The organism is Parvibaculum sp., assembly GCF_002684405.1.
In the GTDB taxonomy this organism is placed as follows: domain Bacteria; phylum Pseudomonadota; class Alphaproteobacteria; order Parvibaculales; family Parvibaculaceae; genus Parvibaculum.
Map to the genome: position 1 here is coordinate 24,297 of NZ_NYVD01000114.1, position 21,132 is coordinate 45,428.

Annotated in this window: 22 protein-coding genes; 20 read left to right on the top strand and 2 right to left on the bottom strand. The window is 57.2% G+C overall.

Annotated elements, in window-relative coordinates:
- Window positions 1–3: 3 nt before the first annotated feature.
- Both CMI59_RS10555 and CMI59_RS10560 read left to right on the top strand, forming a co-directional pair.
- Complete coding sequence (locus CMI59_RS10555; RefSeq protein WP_293328217.1) at window positions 4–1,554, top strand: AMP-binding protein; 1,551 nt, start codon at window positions 4–6, stop codon at window positions 1,552–1,554.
- A 23-nt stretch (window positions 1,555–1,577) separates the two neighbouring features.
- The gene (locus CMI59_RS10560) at window positions 1,578–2,057 is read left to right on the top strand and encodes a MaoC family dehydratase (RefSeq protein ID WP_293328219.1); all 480 of its coding nucleotides are present in this window, start codon (window positions 1,578–1,580) and stop codon (window positions 2,055–2,057) included.
- Between the two features lie 34 nt (window positions 2,058–2,091).
- On the opposite strand, the gene CMI59_RS10565 is transcribed toward CMI59_RS10560, so the two are convergent.
- Window positions 2,092–3,021: an AraC family transcriptional regulator gene (locus CMI59_RS10565; RefSeq protein WP_293328220.1), complete on the bottom strand. Its 930-nt coding sequence runs from the start codon at window positions 3,019–3,021 to the stop codon at window positions 2,092–2,094.
- A 230-nt stretch (window positions 3,022–3,251) separates the two neighbouring features.
- Between CMI59_RS10565 and CMI59_RS10570 the strand changes: the two genes are divergently transcribed.
- The 17 genes from CMI59_RS10570 (at window position 3,252) to CMI59_RS10650 (ending at window position 19,110) form a co-directional block, all read left to right on the top strand.
- On the top strand, window positions 3,252–4,577 hold the full coding sequence (locus tag CMI59_RS10570; protein ID WP_293328221.1) for an aromatic ring-hydroxylating dioxygenase subunit alpha: 1,326 nt from the start codon (window positions 3,252–3,254) through the stop codon (window positions 4,575–4,577).
- A gap of 15 nt (window positions 4,578–4,592) precedes the next feature.
- Window positions 4,593–5,114, top strand: coding sequence for an aromatic-ring-hydroxylating dioxygenase subunit beta (locus tag CMI59_RS10575; protein WP_293328222.1), 522 nt, complete (start codon window positions 4,593–4,595; stop codon window positions 5,112–5,114).
- Between the two features lie 8 nt (window positions 5,115–5,122).
- Window positions 5,123–5,458, top strand: coding sequence for a non-heme iron oxygenase ferredoxin subunit (locus CMI59_RS10580; protein WP_293328223.1), 336 nt, complete (start codon window positions 5,123–5,125; stop codon window positions 5,456–5,458).
- The gene (locus CMI59_RS10585; RefSeq protein ID WP_293328224.1) at window positions 5,455–6,684 is read left to right on the top strand and encodes an FAD-dependent oxidoreductase; all 1,230 of its coding nucleotides are present in this window, start codon (window positions 5,455–5,457) and stop codon (window positions 6,682–6,684) included. Before CMI59_RS10580 ends, CMI59_RS10585 begins: the two co-directional genes overlap by 4 nt.
- Entirely contained in the window at window positions 6,681–7,523 is an 843-nt protein-coding gene (gene hcaB, locus CMI59_RS10590; protein ID WP_293328225.1) for a 3-(cis-5,6-dihydroxycyclohexa-1,3-dien-1-yl)propanoate dehydrogenase, read from the top strand. The genes CMI59_RS10585 and hcaB overlap by 4 nt, the downstream gene beginning before the upstream one ends.
- Window positions 7,520–8,404, top strand: coding sequence for a VOC family protein (locus tag CMI59_RS10595; RefSeq protein ID WP_293328226.1), 885 nt, complete (start codon window positions 7,520–7,522; stop codon window positions 8,402–8,404). The genes hcaB and CMI59_RS10595 overlap by 4 nt, the downstream gene beginning before the upstream one ends.
- Window positions 8,405–8,466: 62 nt before the next feature.
- Complete coding sequence (locus tag CMI59_RS10600; protein ID WP_293328227.1) at window positions 8,467–9,306, top strand: alpha/beta fold hydrolase; 840 nt, start codon at window positions 8,467–8,469, stop codon at window positions 9,304–9,306.
- Window positions 9,307–9,321: 15 nt separating this feature from the next.
- Entirely contained in the window at window positions 9,322–10,107 is a 786-nt protein-coding gene (locus CMI59_RS10605; RefSeq protein WP_293328228.1) for a fumarylacetoacetate hydrolase family protein, read from the top strand.
- A gap of 8 nt (window positions 10,108–10,115) precedes the next feature.
- Window positions 10,116–11,051: an acetaldehyde dehydrogenase (acetylating) gene (locus CMI59_RS10610; protein ID WP_293328229.1), complete on the top strand. Its 936-nt coding sequence runs from the start codon at window positions 10,116–10,118 to the stop codon at window positions 11,049–11,051.
- The gene (gene dmpG / locus CMI59_RS10615) at window positions 11,051–12,088 is read left to right on the top strand and encodes a 4-hydroxy-2-oxovalerate aldolase (protein WP_293328230.1); all 1,038 of its coding nucleotides are present in this window, start codon (window positions 11,051–11,053) and stop codon (window positions 12,086–12,088) included. Before CMI59_RS10610 ends, dmpG begins: the two co-directional genes overlap by 1 nt.
- 16 nt (window positions 12,089–12,104) lie before the next feature.
- The gene (locus CMI59_RS10620) at window positions 12,105–12,608 is read left to right on the top strand and encodes a hypothetical protein (RefSeq protein ID WP_293328231.1); all 504 of its coding nucleotides are present in this window, start codon (window positions 12,105–12,107) and stop codon (window positions 12,606–12,608) included.
- Window positions 12,609–12,650: 42 nt separating this feature from the next.
- On the top strand, window positions 12,651–13,688 hold the full coding sequence (locus CMI59_RS10625) for a hypothetical protein (protein ID WP_293328232.1): 1,038 nt from the start codon (window positions 12,651–12,653) through the stop codon (window positions 13,686–13,688).
- Between the two features lie 26 nt (window positions 13,689–13,714).
- Window positions 13,715–15,175 carry an aldehyde dehydrogenase family protein gene (locus tag CMI59_RS10630; protein ID WP_293328233.1) on the top strand — a complete coding sequence of 487 codons (1,461 nt, stop codon included), beginning with the start codon at window positions 13,715–13,717 and terminating at the stop codon, window positions 15,173–15,175.
- A gap of 29 nt (window positions 15,176–15,204) precedes the next feature.
- Window positions 15,205–16,056, top strand: coding sequence for a CoA-transferase (locus tag CMI59_RS10635; RefSeq protein WP_293328234.1), 852 nt, complete (start codon window positions 15,205–15,207; stop codon window positions 16,054–16,056).
- The gene (locus tag CMI59_RS10640; RefSeq protein WP_293328235.1) at window positions 16,056–16,826 is read left to right on the top strand and encodes a CoA-transferase subunit beta; all 771 of its coding nucleotides are present in this window, start codon (window positions 16,056–16,058) and stop codon (window positions 16,824–16,826) included. The genes CMI59_RS10635 and CMI59_RS10640 overlap by 1 nt, the downstream gene beginning before the upstream one ends.
- The gene (locus CMI59_RS10645) at window positions 16,823–17,905 is read left to right on the top strand and encodes a maleylacetate reductase (RefSeq protein ID WP_293328236.1); all 1,083 of its coding nucleotides are present in this window, start codon (window positions 16,823–16,825) and stop codon (window positions 17,903–17,905) included. The genes CMI59_RS10640 and CMI59_RS10645 overlap by 4 nt, the downstream gene beginning before the upstream one ends.
- Before the next feature lie 11 nt (window positions 17,906–17,916).
- Window positions 17,917–19,110, top strand: coding sequence for an MBL fold metallo-hydrolase (locus CMI59_RS10650; protein ID WP_293328237.1), 1,194 nt, complete (start codon window positions 17,917–17,919; stop codon window positions 19,108–19,110).
- A gap of 236 nt (window positions 19,111–19,346) precedes the next feature.
- On the opposite strand, the gene CMI59_RS10655 is transcribed toward CMI59_RS10650, so the two are convergent.
- A complete protein-coding gene (locus tag CMI59_RS10655) occupies window positions 19,347–20,228 on the bottom strand; it encodes a LysR substrate-binding domain-containing protein (RefSeq protein WP_293328238.1) in 882 nt (293 codons plus the stop codon).
- A gap of 174 nt (window positions 20,229–20,402) precedes the next feature.
- On the opposite strand from CMI59_RS10655, the gene CMI59_RS10660 reads away from it, so the two are divergent.
- A partial coding sequence (locus CMI59_RS10660) for a hydantoinase B/oxoprolinase family protein (RefSeq protein WP_293328239.1) occupies window positions 20,403–21,132 on the top strand: 730 nt, incomplete at its 3' end.

The window sequence follows — 21,132 nt, forward strand, 5'->3', positions numbered from 1 at the left end:
GACATGGGTACTTCGACCACGGAACACATTGTTGAAGATACGCTCTACAAAAAAGCGAAAGAAATTTCCGTCGATCGCCCGATGCATCCGGCGATCGAATATGGAGAGCGCGTTATCTCATACGCGGAACTGGTTGATCTGGTAGATCGATGCGCCCTCTCGCTTAGGCGTCGCGGCGTAGGTGTCGGAGATCGTGTCGCGTTCCTTGCGGCGCCATGCCCCGAAGTGACGACGGTCTTGCTGGCCTGCTCGAAAATCGGGGCGATTTTCGCGGGGCTGGGGCCGAGGCTTTCGGATGACGAGCTCTCGCATTTGCTGGAGGACTCTGCGTCGACGATCATCTTTTCAATCGAAAGGCTCGATGGGCGTGATTTTGCGAAAGCGATCGAAGAGGTGCTGGGCAAAGATGAAAAACACCGTCTCGTGAGGCTATCGGATTTTGGTGCCTTTCTTGAGCAAGATGCTGCCCAGCAGGTTATCCCTGCAGACGACCCCGAAGCTGCCGTCGCGCTGATCTACACTTCAGGTTCGACAGGAAAGCCGAAGGGCGTTCTGATCTCGAACCTCGCTATTCTCACTTCGGTTACCAATGCACTCGCTCGCATTGATATGGAGGATATTCGCGCCTTATCCATGCTGCCGATCGATCATGTCGCATTTCTGGCGAATGAAGTGGTGATGGCATTGCTGGCGGGCGGTACCGCGGTGCAGCTCCCCGGGTTCGATGTGGAACGAACGCTGGAAGCGATCGAGCAGAAGCGAATAACGCTTTGGTGTGCAATCCCGACCATGCTTCAGCGTCTTGCTTCATCCGGACGGATGGATGAATTCGACCTGTCGAGTCTGGAGTATGTCTGGTGGCCAGGGCCCCTCTCGCGTGAAGCCTTTGATGCTATTCGCTGTCGGGCGAAGCGGTTGGGTGTGTCCTACGGGATGTCGGAAGCTGCTGGCGGAATAACATTTTCCGATAGAGACATGTCCGCGGAAGCCTTGCTGTCGGGTGTGGGCAAGCCGCTGCCGAGCCTTGAGGTCAAGCTCGATGATCCGGTGGAAATGGATGGGCGCTTCGTCGGTGAGATACTTATTCGAGGGAGGCAGGTCATATCCGAATATCGGGGCCGTCCGGATGCGACGGCGGACTCCTTCACGGAAGATGGATGGTTTCGTACCGGAGATCTCGGAGCCTTCGACCAGGAATATCTCTCGATTGTTGGACGGAAAAAGGAACTCATCCGGTCGGGCGGCTACAACATCTCCCCCTACGAAGTCGAGAGCGCTATCGAAGTTCATGGGGCGGTGGCGTTCGCCACCATTGTTGGTGTGAAAGACGAGGAGTACGGCGAGGTCGTTGCGGCTGCCGTGTCATTTGCGGATGGTAGGACGGCAGACGTCGAAGAACTTCGTGCGCATCTGCGTGGTCGGCTCCCGGGTTACAAGGTGCCGAAACTCATATCAGTTTGGTCCGAGATGCCGTTTCTGGCGAATGGCAAGGTTGATCGAAGCCTGGTCAGGCGACAGCTCGCCGAGGAATGGAAAACGCTAGCGCATACATAAGCGCACTCAGCAGGAGGGAAAAATTGCCGGTTACATTCAAGGGTGTTGAAGGCATCAAGTCGTACCGCGGACAACGTGTAGGGTCGAGTGAATGGCATGACGTGACCCAGGAACAAATCAATATGTTTGCCGACGCGACCAAGGATTGGGACTGGAGTCACGTCGATGTGGAGAAGGCCAAAACAGGCCCTTTCGGTTGTACGATCGCGCATGGCTATTGGACACTCGCCATGCTGGTGCCGTTGCTGCGTGATGTCTACAAACTGGAAGACATCGGCATGGGGCTGAACTACGGCATCGAGAAAGCAAGGTTCCCGGCACCGGTGCTTGTGAACTCGCGTATTCGGCTCCACATGACCCTGAAGGACGTGATCGACGTCAAAGGCGGTGTTCAGCTGTTGATGGGATGCGAAATCGAAAACGACAAGGCAGACAAACCCGTACTTGTCGCGGATATTATTTTTCGCTTCTATCCATCGAATCAGGTTGCTGTGAACAAGTAGCAGGAATGGATGGTGATCCGGGCGCGGCGCAAGTTTACTGCGCCGCGTCTTTTAGTATCGAGGACCGGAAGCGACCGGGCGTAATGCCTTTCTCCCGTACAAAGGCCCTGCTGAAGGCGGCTTCCGACATATAGCCGGTCGCAAAGGCGATCTCGCTGAGAGAGAGTGCGCCTTCCTCAATTAGTATAATGGCACGGTTAATCCTGATTGAGGTGAGATACGAAATCGGCGTGCCGCCGGTGATGTTGCGGAACCGCTCGGCGAAAACCGATCTGCTCAAACCGACTGCCTGGGCCAGGCGTTCGAGAGTCCAGTCTTCCTGAGGGTTTTGATGCAGCAGGTCGAGGGCACTTGAAATAGAACGATCCGTAGTGGTGGGGTGCCAGAATCGATCCTCGCCGCGTGCTCGCTTGCGTTCGACATTGGTCAGAAGTTCGATAGCGAGTGCCTCTGTCAGCCTCTTTAGGATGGCACGCTCTGGCGATCCATCTGCCTGTGCGTAGTCCCTGATGATCATGTCGATGATGTTCCGGGTACGCAAATGCGGTTTGCCGTCGCGCGGTGTGAGCAGGGATATCGTCGGGTAGATGCCCGCAAGAACCTGCTTTTTAAGGGGCACACGTCCAATAACCAGTTCCGTATCACCTTCTCCGGTCGACGGCGTATGCCGTGTCTTGCGGGCAAGGCTTTCAAATATCTCTCTCCCGTCGATGATGCTCGCAGCAGCGGGCTCCGGCTCGCTCGACAGCGTGTAACCGATTCCGGCTGACACGCCGATGATATCTCCCTCTCCAAGCTCAACCCGAGGCAAGGATTTGTTGTCCGTCTGGAACCACGCCTTGCCGCGGCTGACAACGAAAAGGGCGAGCATGCGCCGCGGTTCCACATGAATGCCCCAAGGGACGTTCCGGTGGATCGTCCCATAGTCGATGTCGTCGAGATTGATGTAGCCGAAGTTTGCCATTTGTCCGTTTCCTCGGACCCGTCATCAACAGAAGCGGACAGTCGGTCAATGACGGGCAGCGCACTACCTTCTAGTTTGTTCTAGGTAAGATACGGAAAAAACGAACATAAAAACAAATAGAAAATACAAATAACAAGTAATTATTACCTGAAATGGCGGGTAGTATTTTTCTTGTTGAGGAGTCGGGTAGTAAAATGCCAAATCCATACTCTGGTGGTCCAGATCGTAGCATGATTGATCTCGTCGGGGGCGATGGTGGTGAGATTAATCCTGCCATCTACGTGGATGAAGACATTTACCGGCGCGAGTTGGAGCAGGTGTTCGGTCGCAGTTGGTTGTTCCTCGCGCATGGCAGTCAGATTCCGGAAACGGGCGATTTCGTCTCCACATATATGGGGGAGGATCCCGTACTGGTCGTGCGCCAGAAGGATGGGAGCGTCGTTGCCTTTCTCAATCAGTGTCGCCATCGGGGTATGCGCATCTGTCGGACCGATTGTGGCAAGGCACGCTCTTTCACCTGCTCCTACCATGGCTGGGCCTATGACATTTCGGGCCGGCTCGTACATGTGCCTCTTGAGCAGGAGGCCTATCACGGAGAAATCGACAAGGACGCCTGGGGCCCTGTTCGTGTTCCCCGGATTGCATCCTTCCGTAATCTGATTTTCGGTTGCTGGGATGAGGCAGCCCCTGACCTCGAAACCTATATTGGCGATGCCGCCTGGTATATGGACGTCATGTTCGATCGTTCGGGTGCGGGCAGCGAGTTGATTTCGGGCGTGCACAAATGGGTTATCCCCTGCAACTGGAAGCTGGCGGCCGAGCAGTTTGCAAGTGATATGTACCACGCGCCCTATTCGCATCTTTCAGCGGTTCTGGCGAGCCTGCCAGACGACGCGTCCCCGGCGGATGCGGACTGGCCGCAAGAGGGAGCACAGTTTCGCGCGCCGCGTTTCGGTCATGGAACGGGCTTTTTCGCCAGCGAGCGCGGGTGGGAATTCAACGTCAACACGATGGGTCGAACAATCGTGGACTACCTCGCTGGAAAATATTCCGACGCGGCAGTCCAGCATCTGGGTGAGTTGAGAGGCCGCCAGATTACCGGACAACATATGACGATCTTCCCAAATTTCTCCTTCTTGCCGGGTATCAACGCGCTGCGCGTATGGCATCCGCGGGGGCCTCAGGAAATGGAAGTCTGGTCGATGATCCTGGTGGATAGCGATGCGCCGGACGAAGTGAAGGCCGCATATCGCGACCGGATCACGCGAATGTTCGGCACGAGCGGAATCTTTGAGCAGGACGATGGCGAAAACTGGGTGGAGGTCCAGAGAGTGTTGCGGGGGCACAAGACGCGCCAGACATCTCTCAACGCGTCGATGGGAAAGGGCCATACGGAAGATCGTTCGGAGTACCCAGGAATCGTGAGTGGCATGTTCTCCGAGGAAGCGGCAAGGGGGTTCTACCAGCATTGGGCCAGAATGATGGCGGGCCAAAGTTGGGAGGAACTGGCGCAGGAACCGGCATCGGCCTGTGGAAAACCGGACAGTGGCAGCTAGGGCGGATCGAGCGATATGAACAACCGCATTGACGTTGAAACTGCGCGCGAAGTTGAAGAGTTCCTCTTCGATGAGGCGGCCCTGCTCGACGACGGGCATTTCGATGAATGGCTCGCGCTCTTTGCGCCGGATATTCGCTACTTCGTTCCCGTGAGAACGACACGGAGCGCGCGCGAGCGTGACAAGGAATTCAGCGGAACGGCCGAGCTTGCCCATTTTGACGATGACTACGAGGGGTTGAAGACGCGCATACGGCGTCTCGCAACCGGGTTTGCCTGGGCCGAGGATCCGCCATCTCGAACGAGACATTTTGTTTCCAACATTCGCCTGCGAGCGCTGGAGAACGACGAGTTCGAGGTGACGTCCAATACGCTCGTATACCGCAGCCGTCTTGAGCGGCAGGTGGATATGTTTTCCGGAAAGCGCGTGGATCGGCTGCGTCGGAGTGGTGGCGGCGGGAAGTTCGAAATCGCTGCGCGTACCGTATACCTCGACCACACTCTAATTCTGACCAACAGCATCAGTATCTTCTTTTGAGTTCTCGAATGGCCTTTATTGCTTCCGTCGAAAAATCCGATTTACCGCTGGGCGCCATTCTCAAGGTCGAGACCGAGGTGGGGCCGGTCGCTGTGTGCAATGTCGATGGTGAGTTCTTCGCATTTTCCGACACATGCACGCATGGCAATTGGTCACTTTCGGAAGGTTGGCTAGATGGTCATGTAATCGAATGCACACTGCACATGGCGAAGTTCGATATTCGTACCGGCTGTGTGCTCTCTCCGCCTGCGACTTGCCCACTCAAGACATTTGCGGTGGAAGACGTGGATGGTGAAATCAGGATCGAATTACCGGCGCCTGATGAAGGTGGTGAGAAAAAATGACCGCCGGTACGTTGATCATTGGCGGTGGCCTCGCAGGTTTTGAATGCGCAAGACAGCTCCGTAACATGGGCTATAAGGACAGCGTCCGCATTCTTTCGTCGGAAAACCTGTTTCCTTATCAACGGCCACCCCTGTCAAAGGATGCGCTGAAGGCTACTGACCCAGACGTGCCATTTCTCTCGGAGGAGGCGGAGCTTCGTTCGTTGGAAATTGTCCTGCACAAAGGGCGGGAAGCGACCTCGATTGATAAAGTACGGCGAGTCGTTACGACGTCCGACGGCGTCGAATATCCTTTCGACACCCTGGTAATCGCTACGGGTGCTCGCCCCAAGACAATCAGCGCTCCGGGTGCCGGTGCGACGGACTTTTACACGCTGCGCGATTGGGGTGATGCGCGTGTACTCGGTGATGCACTGCGCGAAGCAGAGAACGTCTGCGTAGTTGGGGGAGGCGTGATTGGGCTCGAAGTCGCGTGTGCCGCGGTCGGGCTTGGATGCAATGTCCGGGTCATAGAGCAGCAATCGCGGATCATGTCCCGATCACTACCGGCGCAGATGGCGCAGTTGCTCCAGAGGCTTCTGGAGGAGAAGGGAATCGGCTTCGAGCTCGGGGCATCGATACTCCGCATCGATCGGAACAAATCGGTTGAGGCGATCTGCCTTGCGGACGGTACCTGCATTCCAGCCGATCTGACCTTTGTCGGGATAGGTGTGTCTCCGCGAGATGAGCTGGCCGAGGCGGCCGGGATTGCCGTTTCCGATGGTGTGCTGGCAGACGAAAGAGGGCGAACATCGGACGCAAATGTCTTTGCCGTCGGTGATGCTGCCCGTTGGGGGGCGCATCCAGGAAAGCCGGGATGCCGTCACGAGACCTATAACGATGCGATGGCGCAGGCCCGGATCGTAGCGGGCGAAATCGCAGGGCAGGACTGTGCCGCGTCAATTCTCCCTACCTTCTGGTCGGAACAGGCGGAAATCTACATCCAGGGAGCGGGCGAGGCGCAGGGTGATGATCTTGTCCTGCGTCGGAGCAAAACTTCCGGCGCGGCTAGCTGTCTGGTGTTGAAAGAAGGCCGGGCAACAGGCGCTTTCGCGATCGGAGCACCATCGGATTTCGCCGCAATGAGACGCCTCATCGGCAAGCCGGTCGCTAATCCATCGGCATTGGCTGATTTGGAAGTGCAGCTACGGACTCTCGTACAAGAGATTGAAAGGGCAGCCGCATGAACTGGCTTGATGGGCATGTCGCGCTTGTAACAGGCGGCGCGTCGGGTCTGGGGCGCTCGATCGTGAAGCGTTTCGTTGAAGAAGGCGCACGCGTTGCGGTTCTTGATCGCTCTTCGGAAAAGCTGGAAGCGCTGACCCGGGAGTTTGGTGCGGAGGTTATCCCTTGCTGTGGTGATGTACGTAACTATGAAGACAATCTCTCTGCAGTCTCTAACGCTCTAAAGACTTTCGGTCGCCTGGACGCATTCATAGGCAATGCCGGCATTTGGGATTATCAGACAGCTCTTGCCGACATCGATCCGGATTGCCTTGACGAGGCCTTCAATGAGGTGATGGGGATCAACCTTCTGGGCGCGATGAAGGGAGCGAGGGCCGCGCTTCCCGCTCTTCTCGAAGCGCGGGGCAGTGTCGTTCTTACACTTTCGAATGCCAGTTTCTACGTAAATGGCGGTGGCATTCTCTACACCGCCTCGAAGTTTGCTGGCGTTGGCGTCGTCCGCCAGCTTGCATTCGAATTTGCCCCGCATGTCCGGGTTAACGGTGTGGCCCCGGGGCCGCTGCAGTCGGATCTGCGCGGGCCCCAGAGTCTCGGTCTTGCCGATCAGTCGATTACTTCGCTGCCGATGGCAGACCTTGTCGCACAGCATTCACCCCTACCCGACATGCCGCGGGGCGAGGACTACGCCAGCGCCTATGTACTGCTGGCGTCATCACGGCATTCGCGCGCGACGACGGGCGCGATCCTCAATGTGGATGGTGGTGTCGGCGTGAGAGGTCTTGTCGAACCTGCTGGGGGAAATGGTCTGTTGGAACGATTTTGCGAGGGGAGCGGGGAATGAGCCTGGTCGAAAATTTGGGATATGCGGTTGTCGGCGTGAGTGATCAGCCGGCGTGGGATGATTTCCTCGTCCGGTATCTCGGGCTGATGAACGGTCCTCATGTCGGAGGCGGAGCAAAGGCCTATCGCATCGACGATTATGCGATGCGCATTGCAACCGAGCCCTCGCAGGACGACGACCTTTTGGCTCTCGGGTTCGAGGTGAAGGATGTGGACGAACTGTCTCATCTTGGTCAGATACTCGCCGCCAAGGGAATAGAAGCCGTGATGGGTGACGAGGACGTTCTCAAGCGGCGCATGGTAGACGGGCTGCTCATTGCGGCAGACCCGGATGGAAACCGGTTGGAGTTTTTTCATACCGTGCGTCGCTGTCCCGAAGAACCCTTCTGTTCGCCTCGCTTGCGGTCGCAATTCGTCACCGGTTCCCTGGGGCTGGGCCACGCTGTTCTCGCCACAAGCCGAATTGAGGAAATGCGGAATTTCTACTGCGAAGTACTCGGGTTCGAAGTCAGTGACTACATCGATGTGTCATTGGGGCCGGATATGACTGTCGAAGCCGTGTTCCTCCACTGCAATCCTCGCCATCATACGATTGCTCTGCTGCCGGCACCTTTACCGAAGCGTCTTGTGCATCTGATGCTTGAAGTGGAAAGCGTGGACGATGTGGGACGTCTCTACGATCAGGCGGAATCCGCCAAGGTGCCGGTGACCGGCAGTCTCGGCCGGCATAGCAACGACAGGATGCTCTCCTTTTACGTGGCAACGCCATCCGAATTCGAATTGGAGTTCGGATGCGACGGTCGCCTTATCGACGAAAAAACATGGGTGCCTGCCCGATATGCCTCGACCTCCATTTGGGGGCATGGACGCACTCGGCAGTAATTCAAACCGAACATATCCGGCCCGGCGAGGTCGACAGAACGAATATCGAAAGGAAACGCGACGTGTCCTACACCTTCGAAGCAACGAGTCGTATGGCAGAACTCGATGGGGTCTCTCTTCACTATCACGATATGGGAGAGGGGTTTCCGACCATCCTGATACATGGTGGGGGACCCGGCGCCACGGGCTGGAGCAATTACCAGCGCAACGTAGAAGATCTTGCAAAAAAAGGCCGAGTCATTGTCATTGATCTGCCGAACTATGGGCGCTCCACCAAAGTGGGGCCGCAGCCTGGCCTGTTCCGCTACTACTCCGGCGTTGTGCGCGAATTCATGGACAAGATCGGCATTGAGAAAGCCAATTTTGTCGGTAATTCGCTTGGAGGCGGTACATCGCTGAAGTTCGCGCTCGACAATCCCGAGCGCACCGGCAAGGTCATCCTGATGGGCGCGGGAGGTGGCCTGCCTATCTTCTCCGCAATGCCCACGGAAGGACTGCGCCGGATGTTTGCCTATTATGCAGATGGCAAGCCGACGCGTGAGCGCCTGCGCGATTTCATCGACATGATGGTTTTTGACGGGTCGCAGATCTCGGATGAACTGCTCGAGCAGCGCTACCAGAACTCGATTGATCCGGAAGTCGTCGCCGCGCCTTCCATCTTGCCTCGCAACGGCAAGCCGGCTATCGAAGACCTCTGGCGCGAGGATCTCGCAGGCCTGGAAAACGAGGTCCTTATTATCTGGGGGCGTGAGGATCGTGTCCTTCCTCTAGATTCTTCATTCATTTTGCTGAACCGGTTGCCGAACGCCAGACTGCACGTCTTCCCGAATTGTGGGCACTGGGCGCAATGGGAAAAGGCATCGGAGTTCAATGAACTCGTCGCCAATTTCATCGCCGCCTGAGGAAGGCCTCAAGCCATGCCGGAATCGTCCGCGAACATAGCAGATGCTGTTTACCAATCCCGAAGAACGGGGTTGTGCATTCCGCCCCTCAGTCTGACCTACGGGCTTAGCGATGTGGATGAGGCCTATCGAGTGCAGGAAATTAATACGCGCCGTCGCATCGACGAGGGAGCGCGGCGCGTCGGCCGCAAGATCGGCCTCACTTCAAAAACCGTCCAGGCTCAATTGGGGGTGGACCAGCCTGATTTCGGGGTTCTGTTCGATGATATGCAGTTTGCAAGCGGTGAGACGCTTCCCATGAAGCGTCTCATGCAGCCACGGATTGAGGCCGAGATCGCGTTTGTACTCGAACACGATCTGGTCGAGCCCAACACATCCTGGTCGGCCCTAGAAGGAGCGATCGGTTATGCAGTCGCTGCGGCAGAGGTCGTGGATAGTGCCATAGCTGACTGGAAAATCACTCTGGCTGATACCATTGCGGACAATGCGTCATGCGGTTTGTTCGTACTTGGAGAGCAGGAACGAAAGCTCGGTGACTTCGATCCGCGGCTTTGCAGCATGGTTTTGAGCCGTAATGGTGAGGAAGTCTCCGTCGGCACCGGCGCGGCTTGTCTCGGCCATCCGCTTCGCGCGGTCAAGTGGCTAGCCGATATGTCGGTCAGGCTCGGCGATCCCCTCCGGCGCGGCGAAATTATTTTGTCCGGTGCGCTTGGTCCAATGGTCGATGTAGCGCCGAACGATACGTTCACCATCGAAGTGGGCGGCTTTGGCGCACTGACGGTTCCGTTCTCGGCGGAGTGAGGAGAACCATGTCCGTCAAAGTTGCGATTATTGGTTCCGGAAATATCGGAACGGACTTGATGATCAAGGTCATGCGTCTCTCCAAAGTGTTGGAAGTGGGTGCCCTTGTTGGCATCGATCCGGAGTCCGACGGGTTGAAACGCGCCACTCGATTGGGTGTACCGGTGACTTCGGCGGGAGTTGAGGGGCTAGTGAGCATGCCTGGCTTCTCTGAAATCGAAATCGTCTTCGACGCGACATCGGCGGGCGCGCATAAACACCATGACGAAGTCTTGCGCGCATACGGAAAGCGGGTAATCGACCTTACACCTGCCGCGATCGGCCCCTATACGATTCCGCCGGTCAACCTGGACGACAATCTCGATGCACCGAATGTCAATATGGTGACTTGCGGTGGTCAGGCGACCATTCCAATGGTGGCGGCGGTCAACAGCGTGGCTCCGGTCCTCTATGCAGAGATCGTGGCCTCCATCGCCTCGCGGTCGGCTGGGCCGGGCACACGTGCAAATATCGACGAGTTTACTGAAACGACTTCGAAAGCGATTGAGGTGGTCGGCGGCGCGCAACGCGGTAAGGCCATCATCGTTCTCAATCCGGCGGAACCGCCGCTCATCATGCGCGATACGGTCTACTGCCTGAGCGAAGACGCGGACGAGACGGCGGTAGAAGCCTCGATAGAAAGAATGGTGCTAGCCGTTCAGGCTTATGTGCCTGGGTACCGGTTAAAGCAGAAAGTGCAGTTCGAGCGCATCGGCCATAACAATCGCCTTCACATACCGGAAATGAACGGCGACTTCACCGGGTTGAAGACGACAGTCTTTTTGGAAGTGGAAGGCGCTGCACACTACCTGCCGGCTTATGCAGGAAATCTGGACATTATGACCTCTGCTGCGTTGAAAACTGCAGAACGAATCGTTGCGCGTAGTTCCTCGGAGAAAGCGTGATGAGAGATTTCAGGCCAGCGCGCAAACTCTACATTCAGGACGTCACGCTGCGCGATGGCATGCACGCGATCCGCCACCAATACGGTCTGGCGCATGTTTGTGAGATAGCAAAAGCGCTGGATGAAGCCAAGGTCGACGCGATCGAAGTGTCTCATGGTGACGGGTTGGCGGGATCGAGTTTCAACTATGGATTTGGTGCGCACACGGATTGGGACTGGATCGGCGCGGTTGTTGAGTCGGTAAAACATGCGACGGTGACGACGCTGCTTTTGCCGGGTATCGGAACCGTCCACGATCTCCGCCATGCTTTTGAAATGGGGGTTCGTTCGGTTCGCGTAGCAACGCATTGTACCGAAGCCGATATATCCAGACAGCACATCGAAGCGGCGCGGGAAGCCGGGATGGACGTCTCCGGCTTCCTGATGATGAGTCACATGAGTCCACCGAAGAGGCTGGCCGAGCAGGCCAAGCTGATGGAAACATATGGTGCGCATTGCGTCTATGTGACCGACAGCGGCGGCGCGCTGACAATGAAAGGCGTGGCGGAGAGATTTCGTGCCTATGGCGACGTACTGAAGCCCGAGACCGAGCGCGGCATTCATGCTCATCACAATCTGAGTCTCGGTGTGGCGAACTCCATCACGGCGGTCGAGAACGGCGCGATCCGGGTCGATGCATCTCTGGCAGGGATGGGCGCAGGCGCGGGTAATGCTCCTTTGGAAGCCTTTATAGCCGCGGCAGATGTCTATGGCTGGGATCACGGCACCGACCTCTTTCGTCTGATGGACGCTGCCGACCAATTGGTGCGTCCCCTGCAGGACCGACCCGTCCGCGTAGACCGTGAGACATTGAGTCTCGGTTATGCAGGCGTCTATTCGAGTTTCTTGCGCCATGCGGAAAAGGCGGCGGAAACCTATGACCTTGATGTCAGAGACATCCTTGTCGAGCTGGGTCGACGGCGAATGGTGGGTGGCCAGGAAGACATGATCGTCGACGTTGCCCTCGACCTGAAGGAAGCCAGCCGTCAACGGAAATAGCCGGGGAAGAAAACAGATGACCGAAAAGCGCACAGAATTTGGATCGCTCGACAACTTCCAGAAGGGAGGCATCGACATTGTCGATGATGATCCGAGGAACTACGTGTTCTCGAACATTTACGAGACTGCGGCGCGCTCCGAGCCCTATGAACGTGTCTGCGCGGCGAAGAATTTCGAATATGTGATCGAGGTCGCTCGGGCCGAGGGCCAGTCGGGGTGGTATGCGTGCAGGCATGACGAATTCGTGGTCTGCATGGATGGCGAAGTGGACGTCCATCTCGTCAAGCTCGATGCGCCTGAGGGACTGGTCGACTCGTCTCTCGACGGTGCGCAAAGGCTCGAAGAGCTACCCGACAATCAACGAAAGATGGGGCGTGTCAGGCTCAAGCGGGGTCACATGGCGCTCTTGCCTGTTGGCGCCGCCTACAGGTTCGAGGCGTCGAGCCCGGCTGTCGTGATCTTCCAAACTATTCAGGGCGCAGAGACGGTTGAGAAATGGGCAGAGATTTGTCTGGCCTGAGTCTGACGCCGTGTAATTCAAAGAGACCGGAGGAGAACAATCATGGCTATGAAAGACAATGATACCGGAGATCTGAAGGTCGCCAATCCGCGCGGATTGCCGGTGGTATCGGATTTCGAAATTGGCGCAATCGATAATGAAACCGGTTACAGATCATTTCGTGTCGGCTCCTTCTCATTTCGCCGCGATGAGTACTTTGTTCGCATTTCGTGGCCTGGCGGAAACCATCAGATGCCGATCGACGCTTTTCTTCGTGCAATGATGCGCGACGTGGCGTGGGGTTTTTTCTACGGTACGGTGAACTTCGATGGCGTGTTCGGCACGACAAACTACTACGGCGAGGTGGAAGTTTTTGTCGGTGCAATGAATGATGCCTACACATCGGCGGGTCGCGAACTCATCGAACGCTTTCGGTCGGAAGAGCTGATTGATGTGTTCAGGCAGATGGTCGATGACTGGACGAATGAATCCTATGACCCCTTTGCCGCACCCATGGAAACGGGGACGCCTTGGGGAACCAAGAAGGGCTCAAATAATGAAGCGGTTAGCCGCCAGCGTGTTACCGCACAGCGCATGGTCGGCTTGGCCGGCGACGCGCCAAAGCGTAGCGACGAAACAGGATATCCGGTCAACCGTGCTTTCCGCGATGTCGGGCAGGATGAACCCGAAGTGCACGCCGAGCCGGGATTCGAGGGGGAAGTAGCAGCCTTCAACCTGTTTGCCTATCTCTCCCGATCGGACGTCACATGGAATCCATCGGTCTGCTCTGTGGTGCGGGATAGTCTGTTCTGCCCAACGACCGAGGAGTTTATTTTGCCGGTTGAGCATGGAAACGACCGGGTCGAGTGGTTTTTGCAGCTCTCCGATGAAATTGTTTGGGATGTAAAGGACGGCAAGACAGGTGCGCCGCGTGCCGTCGTCACAATGCGTGCCGGAGATGTTGCATGCATGCCGGCCGATATTCGTCATCAGGGATACTCCAACAAGAGAGCGATGCTCCTTGTATGGGAGAACGGCTCGCCGGCAATTCCGGAGATGGTGCGTTCGGGAACGGCACCCGTTGTGCCTGTCCGTTGGTAGAGGGTACCGCCAAAGTGCAAACACGATTGTTTATCGAAGGCGAGTTCGTGGATGCCCTTCACGGGGCGACCATGCCGGTGTTCAACCCCTTCAACAATAGTCAGATATGCGAGGTTTCTAGCGCTCAGGCGGAAGATATAGACCGAGCGGTTGAAGCGGCTCGGAGAGCGTTTTCCGAGTGGAAGCGTGTGGACGCTGCTGAACGCGGGGAATTGTTGCTTAAGCTCGCCGTGGCCATCGAGCAAAATGCCGAGGAACTCGCGTTGCTGGAATCCCGCGATACCGGACACCCTCTGCGCGACGCAAGGAACCTGGACGTTCCGCGCACGGCACGTTGTTTCCGGTACTTCGGTGGAATGGCGGACAAGCTCGAGGGCTTTCTTCCGCCCGTTTATCCAGGGTTCCTGAACTATGTTCAGAGGGAACCGATTGGCATTGTCGGGCAGATCGTGCCTTGGAATTTCCCGCTTATGTTCACGAGCTGGAAGCTGGCGCCTGCGCTTGCGGCGGGAAACTGTGTCGTAATGAAGCCGGCGGAACTGACGCCGCTGAGCAGCCTCAGGATTGCAGAGCTGATTAACGAGGCGGGATTCCCACCAGGGGTTGTGAACATTCTTCCGGGTTTTGGTTCGACTGCGGGTGTCCGGCTCGCAGAGCATCCGGATATCGGGAAGGTGTCTTTCACGGGCTCGACGGAGACCGGTCGCAACATCGTTCGGATGTCGGCAGGAAATCTCAAGAAGCTTCAGCTTGAGCTTGGCGGCAAGGGAGCGAATATCGTTTTTGACGACGCGGATATCGATAAGGCGGTCAAGGGATCTGCCTCGGCAATCTTTCACAATCAGGGGCAGGCCTGCATTGCTGGTTCGCGCCTCATTCTCCATGAGGCGATAACGGACGAATTTCTGGAGAAATTCATACCGCTCGCGGAATCCATTCGTCTTGGCGATCCGTTGGATCCGTTGACGGAAATGGGGCCGCTCACCTCCAAGGCGCACCAGGAGAGAGTGATCGACTACTGCAAGATTGCGGTAGAGGAGGGCGGAGAAATTTTGACCGGCGGAAAAGTGCCGGATCATCCTGCCTTGGCGAATGGGTGTTTTGTGGAGCCGACAGTCGTTCGTGCAAGGCCAACGGACAGGGCTTGTCAGGAGGAAGTCTTCGGCCCGTTTGTCTCTGTGATGACATTTGCGTCTGCTGAAGAAGCTCTCACAATAGCAAATGACGTGTCCTACGGTCTGGGTTCAGGGATCTGGACAAGCGATCTGCAACGCGCTCATCGTGTTGCAGGTGAGCTCCATGCCGGCATGGTCTGGATCAATGCCTACAAGATTGTGCACCCCGGGTCTCCCTTCGGAGGCGTGGGGCAATCCGGATATGGCCGGGAAATGGGTTTTGAGGTGATGCGCGAATACACCCAGCCGAAATCGGTTTGGGTCAATGTCGATGCAAATATCCCGGACTTCTATCAGCGTCCCGCGACATGAGGGTAGGCAATATTGAAGATGGCAGGATCATGCCTCTGGACGAAGCGGTGCGGCGCTTTGTGAATGATGGCGACCACCTCGCCCTGGAAGGTTTCACGCATCTTATTCCATTCGCCGCCGGGCATGAGATAATCCGGCAAGGCAGGAAGAATCTCACTCTTTATCGGATGACGCCCGATCTGATCTACGATCAGATGATTGGTATGGGCTGTGCAAAAAAGCTCGTATTTTCCTGGGGAGGGAATCCGGGTGTCGGGTCCCTGCACAGATTCCGCGATGCCGTAGAACGGGGCTGGCCACACAAGATTGAGCTCGAAGAGCGTAGCCATGCCGATTTGGCAAACGCCTATGTCGCCGGCGCGAGTAATTTGCCTTTTGCCGTTATGCGCGGGTATGTAGCGTCCGACCTCGCGACGCATAACCCGCGTATCGCGTTCATCTCATGCCCTTTCACGGGTGAGAAGCTCGCAGCGGTTCCCGCCGTGAGGCCGGATATCACGATTATCCATGCGCAGAAGGCGGATCGCAGGGGAAATGTCCTGCTCAAGGGGATACTCGGTGTCCAGAAAGAAGCGGTTCTCGCAGCAAAAAGAACAATCGTGACGGTCGAAGAAATCGTCGATGAGCTCAGCGCCCCCTCTAACGCCTGTATCCTGCCGCATTGGGTTCTAAGTGCCGTTTGCCCGGTACGGTATGGCGCATGGCCGTCATATGCAGAAGGGTATTACGAGCGAAGCAACAGATTCTATCAGGCATGGGACCCGATTTCGAAGGACCGCGAGGCTTTTACTAGCTGGATGGAGGAGTTCGTTCTCGGCACTACGGGGTGTGACGAATTTTTGCAAAAGCTGCCGGAAGCGCGCGACGAGGTGACAGCGTGATGTTTGCCAACGATTTCACTTCTTCGGAAATGATGGCGGTGGCCGCGTCGCGCCTGTTGTCTGATAGAGCCGTTTGTTTTGTCGGAATCGGATTGCCGTCCAAGGCCGCGAATCTGGCTCGCCTGACGCATGCACCTGACGTGACCTTGATTTACGAGTCCGGTCCAATCGGTGCAAAGCCCGATACTCTTCCCTTGTCTATTGGGGATGGGGACCTTTCGCTGACCGCCGATACGGTCGTGCCGACGCATGAGATATTCCGATACTGGCTTCAAGGCGGACGGATCGATGTCGGGTTTCTGGGCGCGGCGCAAATCGATCGCTACGCCAATATCAACACGACGGTGATCGGGGATTATGAGTCACCGAAAGTCAGGCTCCCTGGCGCTGGCGGCGCGCCGGAGATTGCGGCCTCCGCCAAAGAGGTCCTGATCGTTCTCAAGCAAAGTCGAGCGGCTTTCGTCGAGAAGCTGGATTTTGTCACGTCTGTCGGTCATCTCGATGGGGGCGATGCGAGAATAAACGCCGGGCTCCCTGGCGCCGGGCCGACCGCGGTGGTTACGGATATTGGCATACTTACGCCGGATCCGATCACGCGTGAACTGCAGCTATCGAGCCTTCATTCCGGACGCACGCTCGACGAAGCGCGGGACGCCACGGAATGGGATCTCAAGCTTGCCGACAGCATCGCGGAAACGCCGCCACCCACCGAGAGGGAGATTTCTGCACTCAGGGACCTCGAGCGGCGGACAGCGGACCGAAATCGATGACGATCAGAAACTCCTTTGCCTGGCAGTCGTTCGATGTTGTGGCACTTCCGCAGCGTGTTCTTTTCGGGCGCGGCAGGGTTGCTGAAATTGAACGGGAAGTCGCACGTCTTGATGCAAAGCGAGCCTGGGTGTTGTCGACCCCGGAGCAGGCAGCGCAGGCGGAAATGCTTGTCGAAGCGCTTGGAGGCAGAGCATACGGACTTTCTTCCGGTGCACGTATGCACACCCCGGTGGAGGCGACAAACAAAGAGCTTCGCTTGATTGAAGAAAAAGGCGCCGATGTGCTTGTCGCATTTGGCGGGGGGTCATCTATCGGACTCGCAAAAGCACTGGCGCTACGAACAGGGTTGCCGCAGATCGCAGTTCCAACGACATTCGCCGGTTCGGAAATGACGCCTATTCTCGGGCAGACGGAGAACGGCGTCAAAACAACGCTACGTGATGGGCGGCTGTTGCCGCAAACCGTCATTTACGATCCGGATTTCGTCGAGACGTTGCCACCCGAGGTGGCCGGACCTTCTGGTATGAATGCAGTCGCTCACGCTGTAGAAGCGCTATATGCCGAGCAGAGAAATCCTGTTGTGAGTATGTGGGCCGAAGCTGCAATCGGCGCTTTAGGGGTGGCTCTTCCTCGCATCATGGCAAACCCGTCCGACCGCGACGCGTGGACGGAGGCGCTCTATGGAGCCTGGCTTGCGGGGGCATGTCTCGGTTCCGTCGGGATGGCTATTCATCACAAATTGTGCCATGTGCTGGGGGGGGCTTTCGATCTTCCGCATGCAGATGTTCATAGCCTGTTGATCCCCTATTCCGCGGCTTACAACAGAGAAGACGCGCCTGATGCGATGGGTCGGATTGCGCGGGCTTTGAACGTTGCGGATGCTCCGATGGGGCTCTTCCAACTCATGCGTAAAGTGGCAAGGATAAAAAGCCTGTCTGAACTGGGGCTGACGCTCGCGGATATTGATCTCGCCGCAAGCATGGCAACGGAAAACCCCTACTACAATCCGCGCCCCGTAGATCGGGAAAGCGTCAGGGATCTGCTGAGGAAGGCTCATCGGGGCGATGCCCCTGTTTAAGGGAGAAACCAATGTGTCATGTTGTCGGTCAGGCGATCGAAAGGGCAATCGAAAGGCGTCAGTTTCTGGCCGGTTTGGGGGCCGCATCGACGCTGGTACTAGGCTCTCCTGCCAGCGCAAAGGAAATGGAAGAGCAGAGGAAAAGGATCAATGCCTCCCAAGCGGAAGCAAGCCAATTTAACACAAGGCTCATTCTGCTTGGAACGGCGGGAGGCCCTGTGTTCTGGCCGGGCACCAACCGGCACGGGATTGCATCCGCTGTCGCTGTTGGGGACGCGCTCTATCTCGTGGATTGCGGGGCGGGCGCGGGACGCAGGTTGCAGGAGGCACAAGGCCCTTCGACAAACGGAATTGGCGTCCTTCGGGATGTGAGAGCTCTATTTTTTACGCACCTGCACTCGGACCATATCGTCGATTATCCGGCATTGACGCTTTTTGGAATATTCGACGGATCGCATGCGAAGGTCCCATTGAAGGTCTTCGGCCCAGGAAGAAGAAATGAAATGGAGCCTGTTTTCTCGCCGGCGGGCGCCGCGCCTCATGACCTTCCCGTCGTCAACCCCGAGAACCCGACCCCTGGCACTAAGGACATGGCAGGATATCTGTATCAGGCGTTTGCAACGGACATAAACGATCGGATTCGAGACAATCATCGGCCCGATCCTTCGACGATGATCGATGTTCACGACATAGAGCTGCCCGAAATTCCCGGCTTCGAAAGTCCAAACAAGACACCGGAGCCGGAGATGGCTCCCTTCAAAGTCTTCGAAGATGATCGGGTCCGGGTATCTGCGACATTGGTAAATCACTTTCCCGTTTGGCCTGCTTTCGCCTTCCGTTTCGATACCGACGATGGGTCCATCGTATTTTCAGGGGACACGGCGGTAAGTGAAAACCTTATTCGTCTGGCGAAAGGGGCTGACATACTTGTGCATGAGGTGATTGTTGCGGATTGGGTGCGCAGCATGTTTCCCCAACCGCGTAGCGAAAATGATGATGCTATTCTCAATCACCTCCTGAGCGCACATACAGCGGTAGAAGATGTCGGCACCGTTGCCGCCCGTGCTGAAGTTTCCACCCTTGTCCTTAGTCATATCGTTCCAGGCAATGCCAGCAATGAGGATCTGGCGCCAGCGCAGAAAGGATTTGAGGGTAAACTTGTGATTGGCGAAGACCTGATGCAATTGGGTGTTGGAAGGCGGTAATCAAACTGACCATCCGGGTGGGGAGGGATTGTATGTTTCTGGCGTGGATGGAAACGCCCCTCCAGAAGGTGCGAAATGAGTGATCGTTCTTTTCCGCGAAATTAAGCCGTGCATATGGAGCACCGTCGGCTGACTGCATCCACATGCACCGACGTTGCTCGGAGTGAATTATCTTCAGTGCGTCGGTTTTCCGCGAGGCCCTACGGGGTATGTTTCCGGTCAAGCTAAGGTTGAGCCTATTGAGACTTCAAAATCCTGCTCCAGAGCGCCTCCGCCGCCGGTGATTGTCGGGCCGCGGGGCGCCACAGACGTATCTCAATAGGAATATCCTGCTCCGGCGGGCCGGCGCGCAACAGGGTTCCCGCCTCGATGTCGTCTCCTACAAGACTGAGCGCTGTCCATGCGACGCCGCGGCCGTCGCGGGCCATGGCCGTCAGGACACTGGCTAAATGAGAAGAAAAGACAGGCTTGGCTCTTGGCGTGCGCCCGGAGGCGGCGCAGGCCGCGGACAGGATCCTTCCCATGCCCGATTCGGCGGAGAAGGATAGTTGCGGCGCCTTTTCCGGGTCGACCTGTTTTGCCAGTTCCGGTGAAATCACGGGCAACAGCGTATCCTCGCCCAGCCGTACGGACCGGAAGTCCTTGCCGAACCTTGTCGTTGCGGCTTCGTGGTGATGGCCGAGCAGAAACTGTGCACGCCCTTCGATCATCAGTCTTTCGCACGCCACCATGTGGTCGGCCGTCAGCTCCACCGTCACGCTTGTCGGTTCGTCCTTCTCCAGACGGCGCAGCCAGGTCGGAAAGAAGGTCAGCGACAGCGCATGGGTCGAGGCGAAGCGAAGCGTTTCGGACGAAATCTTGGCGATCGCCCGCGCTTCCTCCCGCCCGAGCTGGAGACGGCGGACCGTCTGTTCCGCCACAACCTTAAAACTCTCGCCGGCGGCGGTTAGCTTCATTGTGTGTGTGCTGCGGTCGACAAGCGTGGCGCCGACCCACTCTTCCAGAGCCTGAATCCGCCGGCTGAAGGTCGGCTGCGTGACCGCGCGTTGCTCCGCGGCGCGCGCAAAGCCGCCGACCTCGACCAGCGCCAGGAAATCGTCGAGCCAATCGATATTCACGTCGCTCTCCTTTCCCGCGCGCCTGCGCGGCGCACCTGAAATCGGGACAGTCTGTTGGGCCGGGAGGGGGAATATCGATGCATCAATCTATACGTATAGCGAATTGGAAGTAGGGGGATGCCGCTGCTAGCTTGGCGCCAATTCCGGAGACACTAGCAGCATCGGTGGACGCATATGAGTGAGAAATTCGACGCGATTTCGCTCGAAATCTACTGGAGTAAGCTGATTGCCGTCGCCGACGAGGCGGCGACCACGCTGCTGCGTACTGCCTTCTCTCCAATTATACGTGAATCGAATGATTTCGCGACATGCCTGATGAATCTGCGTGGCGAGACGCTGGCCGAGTGCAGCGGCGGCATCCCCGCCTTCGCGGGGCTTCTGGGGCGGGCCTGCCGGAGCATTCTGGAGCGATTTCCGCTGGAAACCTGGCGGGAAGGGGACTGCGTTTTCACGAACGATCCCTGGATCGCGACGGGGCATCTGCCGGACATCGCGCTCATCGCGCCGGTCTTTCACAACGGCAGGCTGGTCGCCTTTTCCGGCACGGCGGCCCATGCGCCCGATATCGGCGGGAGCGTCCGGCCCGACAATCGCGAGATATATGAAGAGGGCGTATGTATCCCGCCCATTCATCTCTACCGGGCCGGCGTTCGCGAGGAGACCATGCTGCGTCTCTTCCTCAACAATGTCCGGCACCCCGATCTGATTCTTGGCGACATCGAGGCGCAGGTGACCGCCAACCAGGTCTGCCGGAAACGTGCATCCGATTTCCTCGCCGATACCGGGCTTGAGGATTTCGAGGATCTGTCGCGCGAGCTTCACGCCATGTCCGAGCAATCCATGCGGCGCGCGATCGCCGCCGTGCCGGACGGCGTTTATTCCTCCTCCGTCCGCCTCGACGGCG